Source organism: Paenibacillus sp. FSL M7-0656 (assembly GCF_038003225.1).
Taxonomy (GTDB): Bacteria; Bacillota; Bacilli; order Paenibacillales; family Paenibacillaceae; genus Paenibacillus; species Paenibacillus amylolyticus.
In genome coordinates this window covers 3,744,743-3,763,275 of sequence record NZ_JBBOOT010000001.1, presented here as the reverse complement: position 1 = coordinate 3,763,275, position 18,533 = coordinate 3,744,743, and the positions used below count along the sequence as shown (strand labels likewise).

The following is an 18,533-nucleotide window of genomic DNA, read 5'->3' as shown; positions in this document are numbered from 1 at the left end:
CGAAACTCTGGTTAAGGAGTGCCTTCAATATGATTTGGAAGGAAGGAAACAGGTTATGACGACACATGAATTATCGCCATTGGTTGCTGCGCTCAATATGCAGCCTCACGTTGAAGGCGGTTGGTATAAGGAAGAATGGAAGGCATCTTATCAGATTCCACAGTCCGTTCTGCCGGATACATACTCCGGCCCACGATTCTCGGCAAGTTCCACGTATTTCCTGCTGCACGCACATGAAATCTCCGAGTGGCATACGGTTCTGTCTGATGAACTTTGGCTGTGGCACAGCGGTAGTGCGGTTGAACTGAAGCTGGGCGGCAACGGGGAGAACCCGGAGAACGAGGAAGTTCTTGTTCTGGGGATGGATATTGCTGCGGGGCAATCACCACAGGTGCTCGTTCCTGCCGGCGTATGGCAGACAGCGCGTCCGCTGGGCGATGAGCCTGTACTGGTAACTTGCGTAGTAGCGCCAGGTTTCCACTTTGATGATTTCAAGCTGGTATCCAAAAGCGAATAGGTTTTAATATGTGAAAATCCCGATCCGAGATGCTCAGGGCATCCGAATCGGGATTTTTTTGGATCGAGCGTATTAAATATGCTGAGGTCTATGCCTAGTTCAGGGATAGATCATTCCCTTTTGAATAGGCATCACTTTTGGCAATGACTAATCACTTCGGATTCTCGTTACTCATCCAGCTGTCCACATAAAACTCCTCATGATAATCCGGTTGCTGAGCGAGTTCTTTGAGCTTCTGTTCAGCTTCTTCAGCGGTAAGATATTCTCCAATAACTGCTGTAAACTCACCAGTGGACGTTTTGAGGAAAGAGATGTCCTCATCCGGATAGGATTCTTTAATTATACCCATCGATTCTCCAAAAGGCATTGATTCTGTGCGGAGAGAGTATACCTTCCGAGGTGTGACCGGTTTGCCGTCGGAAGTGAGTTTCACTTCCAGGTATCCAGGGTTCTTGAATTCCGTTACGGCATACTGTACCCCTTCTTTTAAAACAACTACGAATCCGACGGAAGAGTCGTCTAAAATCATGGAACCATAAACATCTTTCACTAAAGGCTGGGTCATGAAGTCGGCTTTGACTTTCTTTATATCCATGTAACGTGCACCGCTAAAAGTGAAGAGGATACGATTCGGTGCTTCTTTGTGTACCACATTATAATGGGGCGCATCATTAGTCTGATTTTGATCGTCGGTGCTAAAATTGATTTTAAGCGTATTTTCGGTTGCTTCTGATCCCACAGTTACTCCATCTGTAACTTTGCCTCCATCGCCAAATTGCAACACCTGAACAATAGAGCCGACCACAGGTATTTTGGACATGGCGTTTGCTACGGAAGGGATGTTTACCACAAAGAGAAAAGCAGCACATGCCGCTATGACTGAAGCATAATGAATCATTCGAGATGAATTCTTGCGAGCAGTGGCTCTTTTCTGTGCATGATGAATAACGTCAGTAAGTTGAGCAGGGATTTCAATATCTTCGTAACGATCTTTTCCTGTCATACGTTCTCAACCTCTCCTTCAATTAAATCCATTTTTAATTTGTTGATAATCCGATAGAATTTTGATTTAACGGTATTCTCCGACAGGGAGAGCACTTCAGCGATCTCCCGGAAACGCATATTACCAAAGAACTTTAATATAATATAGGCTCTATCTTCGGGCACGAGTCGATCCAGTGCGTCATATAGATCCATTTTTTCTTCTAGCGACGCCCCTCGCTCTGGAGCTACAAACTCCTGCACATGATCCTCCATATAGGTCACTCGCTGGTTGCGTCGAATATGATCTATCGCTGTGTTAATCACAATTCGTGACATCCAGGAATCAAAATACGTCATGGACTCCATCTTCCCATAAGCGATGTACCCTTTATAGACCGCTTCGGATACGATATCCAGCGCTTCTTGTTCATTTTTAACATAGCAGTATGCCAGTCGATATAATTTATTTTGAATCACTGTTATTTTTTCGCTGAACTGTTCTTCTTTTGTCTTTTTATGGTTCAGTCTAATCACTCCTGATCCCCCCTGATCAACCTAAATATTCAAGTCACCGCTCGTTCCAGGCCTGGATCCTATATAAGTGCTTGAGTTCGTTTGACACTCGTTAGACTGGTGAGGAGAAGAAATAGTTCTAAACGGTCAAGAATTTTTTTTCTTTCGGCCCTGAATAGGATAACGAGCCTCGCCTCCATTCTTAACAACGAATAGTTTGCCTATAACATCACATACCAAAACACCCGCTCTTCTAAGATCGAAGGCGGGTGTAATCGAATTAATTTGCTTATATTAGAAGTTAAAGTTGTCTGGATCAGAACCAAAGCGTTTGTTCTCGTTCAGGCCGTTAATCTGCTCTATTTCTTCCGAAGTTAGCTCAAAATCGTAGAGATCGGCATTCGCGTGAATACGCTCAGGAGTAACGGATTTCGGTATCGTCACGATGCCGTTCTGCAGATCCCAGCGCAGAATTACTTGTGCGGGGGACTTGCTGTATTTGGCGGCGATATCCTTCAGCAACGGATGATCCATCAGATGACCTTGTCCGAGCGGAGACCAGGCTTCGATCTGAATCTGATGTTTGTTGCAGTACTCACGAAGCTCTGACTGAATCAATAGTGGGTGAAGCTCCACCTGATTAACTGCCGGTTTGATCGTGGCATCGATCATCAAGTCTTCCAGATGGTGAATCTGGAAGTTGCTCACACCGATCGCCCGGATGCGTCCTTCTTTATGGAGTTTCTCCAGCGCTCGCCATGTGTCTTTGTACTTGCCCTTAACCGGCCAGTGGATAAGATAGAGATCCAGGTACTCCAGCTCGAGTCTTTCCATGCTGGCTTCGAAGGCTGCCAGCGTGGATTCATATCCCTGATCACTATTCCATACTTTAGTGGTAATGAACAGATCCTCACGAGCTACTCCAGATTCACGAATACCCTGAGCGACACCTGTTTCGTTGTTATACGCTTTGGCAGTGTCGATGCTGCGATAACCAGCTTGAATGGCTGTTTTGACAGCATGAACGACTTCGTCTCCGTCTTTAACTTTGAATACCCCAAAACCCAGCCATGGCATTTTGACTCCGTTATAGAGCGTGGTTGTGTCCTGCACGTGTTTCATGGTCCGAAATTCCTCCTCTTATTGATTCATTGTTCCACTATGTAATTACCCTGCTGTTCAGCAGCCAATCGATATCGAAGGGCCGTCTTGAATGATTATACTAAAATCTGTCTGGTCTTGGAAAATGGAGTGATTCATTTTACGAAGTAAACGCCGCTATTATCCTTTTTCTTCAACCAGAGGTTTGGTTTTGACGCTTGTGGGTGATAAGATGAAGTATACGAAATATGGAAGTCAAGACTTTGTAATTGGAGAGTTTACATAAGAACAGACGAAGTACGGATCGGGTATAGACCAGACCGTACGATTAACGATAAAGGAGCAAGAATATAATGGCTAAACCTAAACAAACCAAAAAAGCTGCTGCCTGGTCTCTCGTGGTCATGGGAGCAGGATTTGCTGCATCCTTGCCGTTCCAAGGCGTTCCGGTGGGCAAGTTGCTAGTAGGATCATTTGAAGCGGGACTCGTGGGTGGACTTGCGGACTGGTTCGCAGTTACCGCACTATTCCGTCACCCGCTCGGCATTCCAATTCCACACACGGCATTGCTGCCGAAAAATCGCGATAAAATGACGGAAGGTCTGGTCTCCGCAGTAGAGAATAACTTGCTCAACAAAGACAGCATTACCGAGAAAATTGCAGATTTCAAAGCAGCAGAGACAGTGCTCGATACGTTGACACGTGAGCTTCACAGTGACGGGATCAAGACGATGATTGATACGCTCTGCAAGCGAATTCTGGCTGGTCTGCCGTTAGAGCAGATTGCTCCGCTCGTGGCACGTGAGATCAAGTCACAAGCGGGCGCCTTTGATCTGGGTCCGATTCTGGAACGGGCTGCCCACCAGATGACAGAGCGGGGTTACGACGCCAAAGCGCTGGACTATGGACTGAAGCAAGCCGAGGAGTGGCTGGTTAAACCCGAGACGATCATGTTTTTGGGTGAAAGCGGCATGAAAGCCATCAGCGGCATTCAGATGAACGGATTGATGCAGTTTGCGATGAATGCGTTCCTGGGTTATATGAACGAGGAGCGTCTGGGTGGCATTTTACAAGGATATCTCTTCGATCGGGTAGAGGATATGAAACGTGAAGGCAGCGCTCTAAGGTACAAGGTGCTTGATATGGTACGTACCCAGACGGTGCGTTTGGCAATGAGCGAGGCTATGCAAGATGGAATCAACAGCTGGAAGAACAATATGTTGGAGGGCTGGAACGCAGAGGAAACGGTGCTGAACAAACTCACCGAACTGAGAGACAAGGCGCTCGCCGCGATGGAAGATGGACAGTATGTAGATACGTATGCACTGCCTGCCATTGAGCGGGTATTGGTTGATCTGCGGGCAGATGACGCGTTGATGACAGGCATGAATGCCAAGATCGTAAATGGCGTCACAACACTGCTGGAGAAAAATCATTCTAAAATCGGTAAACTGGTACGCGAAAATGTGGACAAAATGGACAATGCCACTTTGGTTTCGATGATTGAGGATAAGGTTGGACAGGATCTGCAATGGATTCGGATCAACGGAGCTGTTACCGGATTTGTTATCGGGATTGCGCTGACTGCGCTGCAGATGGCATTGGCATAACCTAAAAGAGCCACCCTTGAAGTAATGGGGCAAGGCTCTCTTTGTTATGCAAATATCAATGGAGATATAGATACGCATCTTTTTTCTATTTAGAGGTTAACTGCTTGGCTTGCCCCGGCAGATCGTCCGCTGTGACCTCTTCCCAGTGTGTAACACCACGCAGCGTGGATACATATAGTTTCAGATAGGCCCCATTTTTGAGTAGCTTACTGGTGGAGAAGCTTAGTGTTTTTGATTTTCCTTCGTTTGTATAGCCGATCAGTTCATAAGCATATCTGCCATTGTCATCCTTGTTGACTGTAGTCTGATTCACAGTGGTATAGTAGGTTGTTTTGCCGGCAGGGTTATCGGGAGTCAATTTAGCAGGGTCCATGAAGAAGAGCCACAGGCAAGTCAGAATAACGAGTACCAATGCGAGAATAGTGAATGCTTTTTTCATGTTCTTGTCCTCCTTTGATCTCGGTAAATTTAGGACGATGCGATGTCTTTATATTTCAGGCGGCGGATCGACCAGGTAGCAAACAGAAGGATAAAGAGACTGTTCATGAAAAGAAAAACGATATTCTCCGAGGATGTCAGTCCCTTTTGACTCAGAACGCCCATGCCTATAGTTAACAAGGAGTAGGGGAATAACATGCCGATTTTCAGCACGTACATGCCTAGTCCCAGAAAGACTGCACAAAGGCTGATGCCAATTGGCGTCGCAAAGCTTCTTATCCGGATCGACAACCCTAGTTGCAGTGCAGCAATAGAGATAGCGGCAAACCATCCTCGCAGGCTCCATACGACGGTCTCCATCGGGAACGGACCCGGAATGACGAACAGTTTGCCTGCTGCCCAGTACATGAGCATGAAGAAGGCTTGAGCCGAGAAGATCAATATGCCAACAATGACCAACTTGGCAACAAATAGGCTGGTGACTGACACAGGAGAAGCCAGAATCATATTCCAGTTGCGATTGCTGTGTTCCAGGCGGCATACAAAGGCACAACAGATAGCGATCAGGATGGGCAGGAAGAATTCTCCGTAAAACAAACTGACCTGTGTCCACAGGCTGTACCACCCGTTTTGTAAAGCCGCTTGATTGAAATAAAAGTTAAAGCATCCGATAAGCAGACTGATAATAGGCAGAATGGCCAGTACCAGGCTGATCCGGGAATGCCGAAGTTTAAGCCATTCTGCGGAAATGCTCCTCAGCATGTGTTCCCCTCCTCAAATCTCTTGTCTTGAAGCATGAATATTCCCTGCAAAATAGAAGATAGCAGCCATCAACAAGGCGGTTAAGAAAAGACCGACAGGCAGCATACCCGATACATAGGTACCCGAAGATGCGCTGTAAATATAAGTGACTGGATTCAGATCCATGTAGTAAGACCAGATGAAAAGGTGACGTACACCTGCTGGAAACAACCCGGATGTTGTTCCAATGAATCCGCCCAGCATACCCAGACATAACGCAAAAGCCTGATTGCGTACTGTAAGAGACAACCATTGCTGAAGAGCGGTGATGGCGAGTGTAGTTAGCATTGTGCCTATAGCGAACTGCACAAGCAGGGAAAGTGGCAGCGGACCGGAAATATTTTTGGATAAACCGAAACCGACAATGAACACAGCTTGCGCAAGGATACCATAAAGGATCAGGCTGTTCGCACATATGTATTTGGCTGTGTAGACATGATTACGTCCGGTGTTGGTCGTCATTAGCATCTTCCAGGTGTTCCCCTTATGCTCCATATCACAGATGCGGGATACAACGATAGCCGATATAATGGGCAGAAACAGACCGTTCATGGAAGCGATGCTGAAGATCAAGGCTTCCCAGCTTGCATTGGCTGCACTTCGGGAGATGGAGATACTCATGGACATGGAGGCCCAGATCATCTCAGCGGCCAGAAAAAGAGATAACATGACCCAGATCTTTTTGCGGCGGATTTTAAAATACTCTAAGGATAGAGCTTTCATTACAGGCTCCGCTCCTTTCCGGTCAGATCCAGGAATATACCTTCCAGACTTTTCTTGTATTCCTCGATACGAATCACAGGAATATCGTGTTGTACTAGCACCTTATTCATCTGCGAGACTTCTTCGTCACGAAGGTAGTCGAACACCAGTTGTTTGCCCTGGACTGTAGGCATGTAGCCTTGAGTCAAAAGGATTTTCTCTGCCCTTGCCGTATCCGTCGTCTGAAAACGAATGGTAGCCTTGTTATTGGCCTGAAGACTCTGCATGCTTCCCTGAAACAGAAGTTTGCCATCACTGATAATGCCGACTGAGGTAGCAATCTGTTCGATCTCTGATAACAGGTGGCTGGATAGCAGGACTGTTATGCCGTATTGACCTGGAAGGGACTTGATCAATTCCCTGATCTCACCGATCCCGGACGGATCAAGTCCGTTCGTAGGTTCATCCAGAATAAGCAGGCTTGGAAAGGCAAGCAGGGCCATGGCAATACCGAGTCTTTGCTTCATCCCCAGCGAATACTGATCGGCCTGTTTATGTTTTTGATTTTCAAGTCGAACAATTTTGAGAGCTTCATCAATATTTTTATTCGGCACGTTCCGTAGTCGCTGCATGACTTTCATATTCTCAAGTCCAGTCAAGTGGCCGTAATAAGATGGAGATTCGATCAGTGAACCTGTCTGATTCAGAATGGAAGGGCGATGTTTATTCAGATCTTTGCCAAACACCTTTACAGTGCCTTCGGTAGGTTTGATCAAACCCAACAGCATTTTTAATGTGGTTGTTTTGCCTGCTCCGTTAGGACCCAGGAAGCCAAAAATCTGTCCCGTCTCAACTGCCAGATTGACCTGATGTACGCGGTTAGTACCGCCATAAGATTTGGACAGGTTATGCGTTTCCACGATGGGGGAACTGTTTATCATTGATCTCAACTCCATTTCACTAATGTCTCTGTTGCTCTAAATATAGATCAGGCTTCTTGCTCGTAGCTGAAGATAACCTTACAATTACCTTAAATGGAAATGGAAAATATCGGATGATTGCCTTTATGATGTATAATAAAAAGGGTGATATCAATGGAATTATTGAAGAATAAGAAAATATTGATCGTAGATGATGAGCCCGAAATACGGGAAATGATTGAACGTTTTTTACGGAAAGAAGGTTTTTTCCGGATCTATACGGCTGGTAACTTCGTGAATGCCTTGGCGGTATGCAGACTTGAAAAGCCGGATGCAGCTATTCTGGACGTGATGCTTCCGGATGGAGATGGGTTCTCTCTGCTCTCTTCGATCCGGTCATTCTCGGACATGCCTGTTCTGTTCTTGTCTGCACGTGGTGAAGATGAGGATCGACTGCTCGGTCTGGGGCTTGGAGCAGATGATTATATGGTCAAGCCCTTTCTGCCAAGAGAGTTGATTCTCCGGCTTATGGCTATCCTGAAGCGGGTATATGCTTCCAACACAGTGGAGAGATTGCCTGTATTTCGTTTGGGTGGACAAACCATTGATCTGGAGAGCGCTGTTGTACAGAGGACAGACAGGGAGCTTCCATTGACAGCTAAGGAGCATGCCATACTGATCAAGTTGTATGAGAATCAGGGCCGAATTGTAACCAGTGATGCCCTGTGTCAAGCCGTCTGGGGAGACGAGAGTTATGGGTATGAGAATACCCTGATGGTGCATGTTCGGCGAATCCGGGAGAAGATTGAGGAAGATCCATCCAAACCGATATTTCTGCTGACGGTACGGGGACTTGGTTATAAATTGATGGTTCAGGAGTCTAGGTAATGGATGGCGTTGTTCGAATTCTAAGAAGGTTCGTCGGATCAACCATTCTGGTATCTGTGGTGCTATTACTATTCAATCTGATTCTGCTAGGTTCGCTGATCTTCAAGGAAATTCATGAAGGGCCTTCCCCTGGTGCGGTTGTGAAGCAGATGGCTAGTGGCCTGAGCAAGGGAGAGCAGGGGGAATATGCGCTGGACAGCGATGGAATGCAATTGCTGGATACATATCAGGCTTGGGCTATGTTGCTTGATCCCCAAGGCAAGGTACAGTGGAGCGAACAGCTTCCGGCTGAAATCCCGCGCTCTTATAACGTGACGGATGTTGCGAAGTTCTCCCGATATTATCTTATGGAATACCCAGTGTATGTTTGGGAGCGTAAAGACGGATTATTGGTCGTAGGCTACCCCAAGAATACGTACGGAAAATACCAGTTCGACTTTTTGGCAGAGTGGCTTAAGTCATTACCTGTTCGGATCATCCTATTATTGGTGTGTAATGTGGCTCTTGCTCTTCTGGTCTCCGTATTAATTGGAACACGGGTAATCCGTAGTATTCGACCGTTGATCAATGGCATTCATGCGCTGGCAAAGGAAGAGCCTGTTCATGTCGAGACCAAGGGTATATTTAATGATCTGTCTCAAAGCATCAATTCAACATCTCGCATGCTTCAGGATAAGGATGATGCTCTTAAAGCGAGAGATGAAGCTCGATCCAACTGGATCGCAGGCATTTCTCACGATATACGGACGCCATTGTCCATGATTCTGGGTTACGCGAGCGAGTTGGAAGAGCAAGTGGATTTGCCAGCTGAGCAAAAACAGCAGGCATCCATTATTCGTCGCCAGGGTGAACGTCTGCGGTCACTGGTCAGTGATCTGAATTTGGTGTCCATGCTGGAGTATGAGATGCAGCCCTTGCAGTTGAAGTCGATTCGACTCTCTGTTCTGGCAAGACAGGTCGTGTCGGATTTTTTGAACAATGGCCTGGATGAACGTTATCCGATCTCGCTTCATGTTCAGGACGAAAGTCTTCAGGTTATGGGGGATGAGCGATTACTGTATCGTGCAGTAACGAACCTGATACATAACAGTATCAGGCATAACCCGGATGGATGTGCAATTGTGCTGGAAACGAGCCGTTCAGCGGAGGATTTATGTTGTGAATTTGTGGTATCTGATGATGGGATAGGAATTCCAAAAGAGTATCTGGACGATGTGGTGGTACTCCCTTATGCCGCAGGACGTGTACGGCCCTCCCGCCAGGGACATGGCTTGGGGCTTCCAATGGTATCAAGGATTGCAAAGGCTCATCGGGGAAGGCTTATTCTCACGAGTGACAGTGGGGAAGGGTTTAGAGCTGTATTGCAGTTGCCTGCTACTTAGAAAAACACCTGCCTTGGACAGGTGTTTAAAACTTTATACATGTAACAACGAACTATCGCAATTTTGTCATCGTCATAGTAAAAGTAATGTTTCTTGTCAAAATGACGCGAAAATCCAAAGAATGGATTTACAAAAAAATAGCAAATTGTGCTAGGATGAATATAGGAAATAATTACATAAATTAAATATTTTGGGATTGTAAAGACTTGAATTCAACCTTGGTGTTTAGCTTTTTTTAAGCTATACATATAAAAAAAATTGAATGGAGGTTTTTTCAATGAAACAATTCAATCTCGAAGCATTGGGAGCAATCGAGGACATCAGTGATGATGAGCTGATGGTCATTACAGGTGCGGTATCTGTAATTGATGTTGAAGCAAGCGGCGGTGTATTCTGTACGGTAAGTCATGAATGTCATTATAATTCGGTTTCGCCTTCTTCTTGGCTGACTTGTTGTTAATTTTTACTCTTATCTTCGGGCACATAGCTGATTTCAGTTATGTGCTTGATTTTGTTATATGAGGTTTTGGGCACGAACCATCCAATAGAAGGGGAGATAAAACGATGAGCATACAGGAGCGGTTACATGACTCCCGGTGGAGTGATGCACTCTACTTAACGGAGAAATACAAGCAGTTTGTGCAGCGATATGCTGCCCAAGTTCCCAATGATCTCTTATTTAGCGAGGAAATTGCTGTTGATATAAATGAAAAAAATATAACTGCTGACGTTCAGCATGGGGACATGCCTGTGGAGCACACTTCCGAGTCGGAAAGGATGCAGAAATGGCTTGAAAAGTTTTTTCAGGACCAGGAGCTATTGTCCAATCGCTTCCGGGCTGAATCCATGAATATGGAGACGGTGCAGGCTATGTTTAACGATACAGGCTTCATGTACGACTTTGTGCAGATGCCTTGGCATCAGGAACTCTGCAGCACATTTCTGGAGAATGAGCATTTGGAGATCGAATATTTTATTGAGGGGAATACGGAAGAAATCCCGTTCTTTGAGTTTTCTAGACCCTTCCTGCAACGATCCATTCAGATCATGACGGACGGCTTGAATGATGGATATGAATGGCTGGACAAACGACGTGTTACTGGGCTTGTTCTGAAGACCGTCTCGGATAAAGTGTTCCACATGTCTGCCAAGACACTAATCTATGAATTAAATAAAGCGAGATTGCAAGATGAATTGAGAGGTGAGGATTCCCGGCAGCGGTATCTGCACTTTGTGAACCAGAACATGCAGTCCAGAGATCAGATTCTCTCCTTACTACTGGAATATCCTGTTCTTGCACGAGGACTTGTCGAGCACACTCTTCGGATCAGTCTGAATATGATGCGTGTTCTGGAGCGGCTGACAAGAGATCGTCGTGAACTGGAATCTTTTTTTGATTTCAAGCTAGATAAGCTGGAGGATATCGTATTTCTCGGGGATTCCCATAACGGTGGAGCTAGTGTATTGCGGTTGGCATTTGCCGAAGGGGTCAATGTCATGTACAAACCTAGGAACATGGCCATCGACACCGCTTTTGCCAGTCTGTTGCAATGGTTTAACGATCAGCGAATAGGATTACCCTTCCGTATTGCCAAATCGCTGGATCGCACCGAATATGGCTGGCAGCAATTCATTCCCTATGAGGAAGTCACCAGTCTGGAGGGAGCGGAACGCTTTTTTGAACGGCAGGGGCAGTATCTCGCTATTTTGTATGCCGTTAATGCAACAGACATGCATATGGAGAACATTGTTGCTCAGGGCGAGCATCCCTTCTTCGTCGATCTGGAATCACTGTTGCATAATCAACCTTTCAAATATGAGGAGGAGAAGGCACACTATACAGCACTGGAGAAGACCCTTTCGATATTGAATGATTCCGTGTTAAAAACGAGCATGTTACCAACGTTGGATTCCAACGCTTTGTATCACAGTGATCTGAGCGGACTTGCAGGGGATGTGGATCAGGTACTCAATACGTATGAGATTCATGATAAAAACACCGATACCATGAGAATCCAACGAAGCAAGGTGAGTGTGAGTCGATTTAGTCATTTGCCTTCATATGAACATACACCCATTAAACCTGAGCGATATATCCAAAGTTTGAAGGAGGGTTTCTATCGCATATACAGTGCTATTATGGAGCAAAAGGAGTCATTTATCTCAACAGTCCGCAATGACTTCCATGGTTGTGCTGTACGTACCATTGTTCGTCCGACCGTTACGTATTTTACGCTGATTGAAGCCAGTTCCCATCCGAAATATCTCAGAGACGGGTTGGATAAGAATCTGTTGTTCGACATGATGTGGATGATTGTGCGGCAGGATCGTGATCGTGAAAAACTGGTGAGATATGAGTGCCATGATCTATTGCACGGCGATGTACCCATGTTCCAGACGTTTATCGGTGAGCAAATGTTGTTCCACCACTACGACAACCAAGCGATTGACGGCGTGTTTTCCTCCGATATTTTAACGCAGACCGCGGATAAAGTGCAGGCGATGAATCCCAAAGACATGGATATGCAATGGGAGTTTACCGAGCGTACAATTCAGACTAAATATGTCCTGGAACGCTCATTCGCCATGGAGAAAAGCACGGAAAGCGTCCGACCGGAAATATTGAATGAACATCAAATACACATGACCAAAGAAGAATATTTGCAAGAAGCCGTGAGGATTGGGGAGTACATAAAAGATATTGCTATTATGGGAGATGAAGGTCTTTCGGTGTCATGGATCAGTATGGGTATGGATGCAGACGAGAAGCTGATCTACAAATCTTCCGAGTTGGGGTTATATAACGGGGTAACCGGTATTGCCTATTTCTATCTGTATCTGAGTCAGGAGACAGGTGACCACAAATATATGCAGATGGTTAATCTGTGCATTCAGACTGCCTGGGAAATGATTAGCAAAAACATCGACAAAAACATCTCATTGTTCACTGGCTACGGGTCGCTTCTCTATCTGCTGGTGCATAAAGCTAACGTATGTTCCGAGCCGGGGATCAACCCGGATACGCTGGAATTACTCGATATCTTGGACGATATGATTGATAGTGATCAGCAATTGGATGTGATCTCAGGTTGTGCGGGCACATTGATGGCATGTGTAGACATGTATACGAGCTTCCAATCGCAAAAAGCGCTGGATGTGGCTGTGCGATGCGCAGACCGATTGCTGGATCTTGCCCAGCCGATGGATCAAGGTATGGCTTGGGTGACGTCAGCGATCAATAAAACGCCACTTAGCGGTATTGCACATGGCAACGCAGGTATCTGTCTGAGTCTGGCTCGTCTATACAGTGCTACAGGCAACAAAGCCTATCTTGAAACTTGTATGGAAGGACTGAAGTATGAGGAAGCCCTCTACAGCCCTGAAGTAAACAATTGGAAAGATCTGCGGTTCACCGATGGCAACATGCCGGAAGAACACTATGTTATGTACTGGTGTAATGGCGCACCCGGTCTAGGGATCGCCCGCGTAGGGATAGCGCAGCAATTGAGGTCATTGGGAGCTATGGATACGATAGAGACAGATATCCGCAGGGCGTTAGCCAAGACGATGGAAGAAGGGTTTACAGAAGTTAGCTATTCGCTCTGCCATGGGGATATGGGCAATCTGGAGCTGTTCCTTCTCGCAGCCGATTACTTGCAGGATGAAGAGTTGAAAGAGTTCTCGGTTCAGATGGCAAATTACATTGTGACACAGGTGAGACGTGATAACCATCATTGGAGATGCGGCATTCCGGGTCGTCAGCAAATCCCAGGACTGATGCTAGGGCTTGCAGGAATTGGATATCAATTGCTCCGACTGTACAATCGTGACCTGCCTTCAGTACTGATGATGGAAGGACCAAAGGGCAAGGGGATAAGGGATATGGCTCAGACATACGCTATGGAAACGGCGTCCGCTCAGCAGCAGATGACTACTATGGAGCAGTCATCCCATATGGGGCAGCATCATGCCTGAACGGCCTGTATTCCGTCTGCGCCGGAAGAGACAACGCAAAATCCCTGTCAAACTGCAAATGAATCAATATGATTGTGGTCCCAGTTGCTTGCACATGTTACTCGCATATCATGGCTATGAAGCTGATTTCACCGATCTGAGGGAACGTTTTGCAATGCTGGGAAACGGCAGGGATGGTAGCTCCATGCTCAAAATGAAAGAGGTTGCTCAGACCTATCACTTGAAAGGGATAGCCAAAAAAGCGCCTGTTGAATCACTTAACAATGATTTTCTGCCAGTCATTTGTTTCTGGGAGGACAATCATTTTGTCGTGCTTGAGCGGATCAAGACGAGTGGGCACTTCATTATTGTTGATCCGGCTTTGGGAAGGCTGGTTATCAGTACGCAGGAGTTTGCGGAGAAATATTCAGGTATTTTTTTGCTCGTATATCCGGATGAGGGCTTTGTACCCTTGTCCGAGAAAAAGATTAGTAAAGTGGCGTACTTCAAGGATTTGATTCGCAGTAACAAAAAATATTTTGGTTGGACCGTTCTACTTGCTCTGGGGCTGCAATTGGTTTCGGTGGCCTTTCCGTTCTTGATGCAGGTTTCGATTGATGCGGCCACTAGCGGTGAGGGCTACTCGTTATTTCCTGTCCTGATCACCAGCATTGTGCTGTTAACCCTATTTCAGATCGGTTTCAGTTATATGAAGGATATGTGCATCGTACGGCTTCAGGAATTGTTGGATTCCCAACTGACGACAAACTTTGTCTCTCATATGCTCAAACTGCCTTATCAATATTTTGAAATTCGTTCGCGCGGGGATTTGATGCTGCGGATTAATAGCAATACGACCATTCGAGAGATATTATCCCAGAAGATGATCTCTACGCTAATCAATCTATTTTTAATTGTTGTGACCTTCACGTATATTGTAATCCAGTCCCGTTTGATCGCTTTTACACTGCTTGGTGTTGGACTGGTTCAAATTCTTGTTTTTGTATACACACGCAGCAGATTCAAGAAACTGACACAGACCCAAATTGTTGCCCAAAGTTTGGCTGGATCATTCATGACGGAAGTGTTGGAAGGCATCTCGACCATCAAATCACTTGGGATTGAAGAGCGTACCGGGGAAAAATGGAGAGCACTATTCATGCGTCAGCTTGCAACGGTCAAGGAAAAAGCTATTTTTCAGACAAGAGTAAATACCGTGACGAATACGCTGAGTTTTATGACTCCGATGCTCATTCTGCTGGTGGGACTATATCAGATTATGCAGGGGAATATGACACTTGGTATGCTCGTTTCATTCCAGTCCCTGGCCGCGCTGTTTCTGGGGCCGCTGAACTCGCTTGCTTTGATGCTGAACGAGTTCGTGATGGCGGATGCGCTGCTGGATCGAATCTATGATGTCATTCAAGCCGAGGAAAGTAATAAATTCAAGAAGAAAACACCGACCCTCCGAGATGTAAAGCTGAATGGGGATATTACAATTGATCAGGTCAGTTTCAGGTATACCGACTACGGGGAAGATGTGCTGAAAAATATTAATATTACGATTAAAGCAGGGCAAAGGGTCGCTTTGGTTGGCAAATCAGGCTCAGGAAAGAGTACCTTGGCGAAATTGCTGGTAGGGCTGTATACGCCCACACAGGGTAATATCTATTTTGACGGCGTGGTTGTATAAGAACTGGAGCAGCAGGATATTCGCAGCCAGATCAGTATCGTGCTTCAGGATAACTTTGTGTTTAACAACACCGTGTATGACAACATCAGGCTACATGCAGAGGGTTCAACGCTGGAGGATGTAATGTTCGCAGCGAAGCTGGCGGATATTCATGACGATATTGAGAAGATGCCAATGAAGTATAACACACTGATCTCTGAAGCGGGTTCGAATCTGTCTGGAGGGCAGAAGCAACGTGTCGCTCTCGCGCGAGCATTGGTAAGCAGACCCAAAGTTCTTCTGTTGGATGAGGCAACTAGTGCTTTGGATACTGTTACAGAAGCGACGATTGCCCATAATCTGAATATGTTGAAATGCACCCAGATTATCATGCTCACAGACTCAGTACCATTCGAAGCGCGGACACCATATATGTACTGGATCAGGGTGTACTCGTGGATGCTGGAACACATGATGAATTGATTGGACGGTGTAAATCCTACAATGATCTCGTGTGTGAACAACTGGACGAAACCGGGGCCAGACAGTATGGATGAGGCTAGTGAGGATGATGTTGACGGAAGACAAAAGGCTTTCTTTTCTACACAATATGTGTTGAAGAGAATGCTTTTTTGTTATATATGGAAAATCCGAGAAGCTAAACTGATGCAAAATTCAGGAAATCGGGTAATATACACGCGAACACGCGTATGAATCATATTAGGAAGAAAGATACATAAAAACGATGCTCTCAGCCGATGTGGTCATGTTGATTTTGTACTATGATTCAGTTAACAGAAGCAGAAGGCATGGGTGAATGATCCTGATTCATTGGGTGCACATATACATTGAAATCATAAGAAGAAGGTGATTGGTATGAGGCCAATACAAAAAAAGGTATGTGTATTCTTACTAATTGTGCTATCTATCTTTATTTTGGGAGGCTGTCAGAACATGAAAGAAAGTGAGAAACAGGCACTTTTTCAAGAAGCAGAAGCAAAAGCGGTCAAATATTTCAAAGACAAGTATGAGATGAACGTTGTCATTACAAGCAAGGAGTTGCTACCCGAAATGGCACTGGACTCGATTGCAATGGAAGGGCATGTAGTAGAGCAGGAGGATCAGGAGTTCACTATTTCCTATGACTATAATGATAAAAAAATCAAAAATTTTGGAATGAGCCCTGCCATCAAGGCAGCCATCATTGAGAAAGGCTACGATCCTTTTGCCAAGTAGATTGTATTGAATTTTGGGAGGTGAACATAACATGGGGGATACACCAAGAATTGATGATGAAACATACCGTCTGATGTCGGAACTGGCTTATGAAAATGCCAAAGCAGGTACTGAATATGCGAATCTACCAGGCTGGCAAGTGCTTGAGGATACGCATGGCAACGGTTATTCCGGGTTTGACGCAGTGACTTTTTACAATCCGGAAACGGGGCAGGCGGTCATTTCTTACCGAGGAACAGAAGGAAGTGCCGGATGGGATCGTAAAGGGCCTGATTTTCTGGCGGATGGTCAGATTGCGATCCCCGAACTGGGCAGAAAAATTGAACAATCTACCGATTTCACACCCGATTGGTTATCAGGTGGAATTCAAAAGGTAAAAGACGTCACCGGACTGACTCATTTGGATAATGCGGTGGGTGAGCTGGATAGACAGATTGATAAAAAGCTGAATCCTTTTCCAAATCAAATGTACGAAGCAGAAGACTACGCGAAGGATATGCAGAACAAATACAAGAATTTGGACTTCTCTCTGACAGGGCATTCATTAGGCGGCGGAAATGCTCAGTATGCAGCAGCGCATACGGGAATGACGGCAGTAACCTTTAGTGCGCCATCTGTAATATCCAGCTTGACTCCATCACTGAAACGCAAGGCAGAAGAGGGTGGATTCGATAATCAGATCGTAAACTTTGGTCACCCGGGTGACTTTGTTGCCAGTGGATTCTTTGGTGGCTATGATCGTCATGTTGGTTCCATGTATTACATCAACTCTAATTACAAGGACATGAATGACAACATGAGCATGGGAGATAAGATGGGTAACACCTTTGGTGGGAAGGAATACCACGACCTGAAGCAGTATCAGTTCGAGAATGGTTATATTTCCAATGATCTATACGACCCTACCACTGGTGAGAAAATCAATAAAACTCCCCGTGAACCTTCCAATATCATGACGGAGCTTTCGGATGTTATGCGTAGCTTTGGTGTGCAGACTAACAAGATGGTTGCAGGTGTTGGCTCAGTGGGGGGAGCTTCCGGACTAATTCAGGTAACGCCGGAAGAACTGAAAAGTGTCGCTTCACGGTGGAAGCAAAATGCACAACAGTGCAATGCGGAGCTGAATCAGGTGCGAACCCGCATGGCCCAATATCTGCATACGAGCCGCAGTCGCAGACTGGAGCCAATTGTCACCCAATTGGACGCATCCATTCATGAACTTGGCACATGGCATATGAAACACACCAGCCAGTTCCTGAACTTTATTGATGAGAAGGCGGATGCTTTCCGGCAGGCTGACGAGAGTCCGGTTCATTTTTAATTAGGATTTCTGGGTGGCTAGCGTTGATATCACGTACATAGGGGAGGGGAACACGAGTGGGTGGACAATTGCTGGTGGAATTGAATGATCTTCGGATTGCGGAAAAAGAACTGACACAGCTGCTTGCCCGTCTGCAAGCCGATGAACAGGAAGCGCGGGCGCTATATAGTCGCTTGAACGATTGGAAAGGCCAGTCCGCAGATCATACAAGACAGCAGATTGAAGAGTTTTTTGCGGGCCTGTCCAGACGTATTCAATCCATTGAACAGCAGAAGAAAAGCTTGCTGCAATACATTGAGATCATGATCCAGACGGATCAGGAACGCTAAAGGGTGGTAAGGCTGATGCCAAATTGCGGATGGTAATCAGCGTGGATAAGAGTGTGACCGTGGAGCGGCATGATTAGTGCCTTAACCACGGATTGTAAAGAACATGGGTAGCCAATCAAAATGATGATAGCTAAAAAGCCTACGGCATATCGGGTTTGAACCCGT

General features: G+C 45.8%; 16 protein-coding genes and 1 pseudogene. 10 read left to right on the top strand and 7 right to left on the bottom strand.

Annotation, left to right across the window (positions count from 1 at the left end; translation table 11 throughout):
* Positions 1-55 precede the first annotated feature (55 nt).
* The gene (locus tag MHI01_RS16580) at positions 56-517 is read left to right on the top strand and encodes a cupin domain-containing protein (RefSeq protein ID WP_340983656.1); all 462 of its coding nucleotides are present in this window, start codon (positions 56-58) and stop codon (positions 515-517) included.
* A gap of 151 nt (positions 518-668) precedes the next feature.
* Here MHI01_RS16580 and MHI01_RS16575 read toward each other — a convergent pair whose 3' ends face one another.
* The 3 genes from MHI01_RS16575 to MHI01_RS16565 form a co-directional block, all read right to left on the bottom strand.
* Entirely contained in the window at positions 669-1,520 is an 852-nt protein-coding gene (locus MHI01_RS16575; protein ID WP_340983655.1) for a hypothetical protein, read from the bottom strand.
* Positions 1,517-2,035, bottom strand: coding sequence for a sigma-70 family RNA polymerase sigma factor (locus MHI01_RS16570; RefSeq protein WP_340983653.1), 519 nt, complete (start codon positions 2,033-2,035; stop codon positions 1,517-1,519). Before MHI01_RS16570 ends, MHI01_RS16575 begins: the two co-directional genes overlap by 4 nt.
* A 273-nt stretch (positions 2,036-2,308) precedes the next feature.
* Complete coding sequence (locus MHI01_RS16565) at positions 2,309-3,136, bottom strand: aldo/keto reductase (RefSeq protein WP_047840390.1); 828 nt, start codon at positions 3,134-3,136, stop codon at positions 2,309-2,311.
* A gap of 332 nt (positions 3,137-3,468) precedes the next feature.
* Here MHI01_RS16565 and MHI01_RS16560 point away from each other — a divergent pair, with 332 nt between their 5' ends.
* Positions 3,469-4,725 (top strand): DUF445 domain-containing protein, encoded by a 1,257-nt coding sequence (locus MHI01_RS16560; protein WP_340388633.1) that lies wholly within the window; start codon positions 3,469-3,471, stop codon positions 4,723-4,725.
* Between the two features lie 85 nt (positions 4,726-4,810).
* On the opposite strand, the gene MHI01_RS16555 is transcribed toward MHI01_RS16560, so the two are convergent.
* Genes MHI01_RS16555 through MHI01_RS16540 form a run of 4 tightly spaced genes read right to left on the bottom strand, consistent with a single transcriptional unit; the run spans position 4,811 to position 7,607 of the window.
* Positions 4,811-5,164: a YxeA family protein gene (locus MHI01_RS16555; protein WP_340983652.1), complete on the bottom strand. Its 354-nt coding sequence runs from the start codon at positions 5,162-5,164 to the stop codon at positions 4,811-4,813.
* 29 nt (positions 5,165-5,193) lie between these two features.
* Positions 5,194-5,925: an ABC transporter permease gene (locus tag MHI01_RS16550; protein WP_036616664.1), complete on the bottom strand. Its 732-nt coding sequence runs from the start codon at positions 5,923-5,925 to the stop codon at positions 5,194-5,196.
* A 12-nt stretch (positions 5,926-5,937) separates the two neighbouring features.
* Positions 5,938-6,687, bottom strand: a complete 750-nt coding sequence (locus MHI01_RS16545) for an ABC transporter permease (RefSeq protein ID WP_127547992.1) — start codon at positions 6,685-6,687, stop codon at positions 5,938-5,940.
* Entirely contained in the window at positions 6,687-7,607 is a 921-nt protein-coding gene (locus MHI01_RS16540; RefSeq protein WP_370511453.1) for an ABC transporter ATP-binding protein, read from the bottom strand. Before MHI01_RS16540 ends, MHI01_RS16545 begins: the two co-directional genes overlap by 1 nt.
* Positions 7,608-7,760: 153 nt before the next feature.
* Between MHI01_RS16540 and MHI01_RS16535 the strand changes: the two genes are divergently transcribed.
* The 8 genes and pseudogenes from MHI01_RS16535 to MHI01_RS16500 all read left to right on the top strand — a co-directional run bounded on the left by MHI01_RS16535 (position 7,761) and on the right by MHI01_RS16500 (position 18,368).
* Positions 7,761-8,474: a response regulator transcription factor gene (locus tag MHI01_RS16535; RefSeq protein ID WP_036616668.1), complete on the top strand. Its 714-nt coding sequence runs from the start codon at positions 7,761-7,763 to the stop codon at positions 8,472-8,474.
* Entirely contained in the window at positions 8,474-9,856 is a 1,383-nt protein-coding gene (locus MHI01_RS16530) for a sensor histidine kinase (protein WP_036616670.1), read from the top strand. The genes MHI01_RS16535 and MHI01_RS16530 overlap by 1 nt, the downstream gene beginning before the upstream one ends.
* Positions 9,857-10,133: 277 nt before the next feature.
* Positions 10,134-10,316, top strand: a complete 183-nt coding sequence (locus MHI01_RS16525; protein WP_036616672.1) for a type A2 lanthipeptide — start codon at positions 10,134-10,136, stop codon at positions 10,314-10,316.
* 104 nt (positions 10,317-10,420) lie between these two features.
* Complete coding sequence (locus MHI01_RS16520) at positions 10,421-13,831, top strand: type 2 lanthipeptide synthetase LanM family protein (protein ID WP_340983651.1); 3,411 nt, start codon at positions 10,421-10,423, stop codon at positions 13,829-13,831.
* Positions 13,824-15,965, top strand: a pseudogene (locus tag MHI01_RS16515) (peptidase domain-containing ABC transporter). The gene MHI01_RS16520 and the pseudogene MHI01_RS16515 overlap by 8 nt, the downstream one beginning before the upstream one ends.
* A 471-nt stretch (positions 15,966-16,436) precedes the next feature.
* On the top strand, positions 16,437-16,718 hold the full coding sequence (locus MHI01_RS16510) for a hypothetical protein (RefSeq protein WP_017691026.1): 282 nt from the start codon (positions 16,437-16,439) through the stop codon (positions 16,716-16,718).
* Between the two features lie 31 nt (positions 16,719-16,749).
* Complete coding sequence (locus MHI01_RS16505) at positions 16,750-18,039, top strand: lipase family protein (protein WP_340983650.1); 1,290 nt, start codon at positions 16,750-16,752, stop codon at positions 18,037-18,039.
* Positions 18,040-18,095: 56 nt separating this feature from the next.
* The gene (locus MHI01_RS16500; protein WP_017691024.1) at positions 18,096-18,368 is read left to right on the top strand and encodes a hypothetical protein; all 273 of its coding nucleotides are present in this window, start codon (positions 18,096-18,098) and stop codon (positions 18,366-18,368) included.
* The last annotated feature ends 165 nt before the right edge of the window (positions 18,369-18,533 follow it).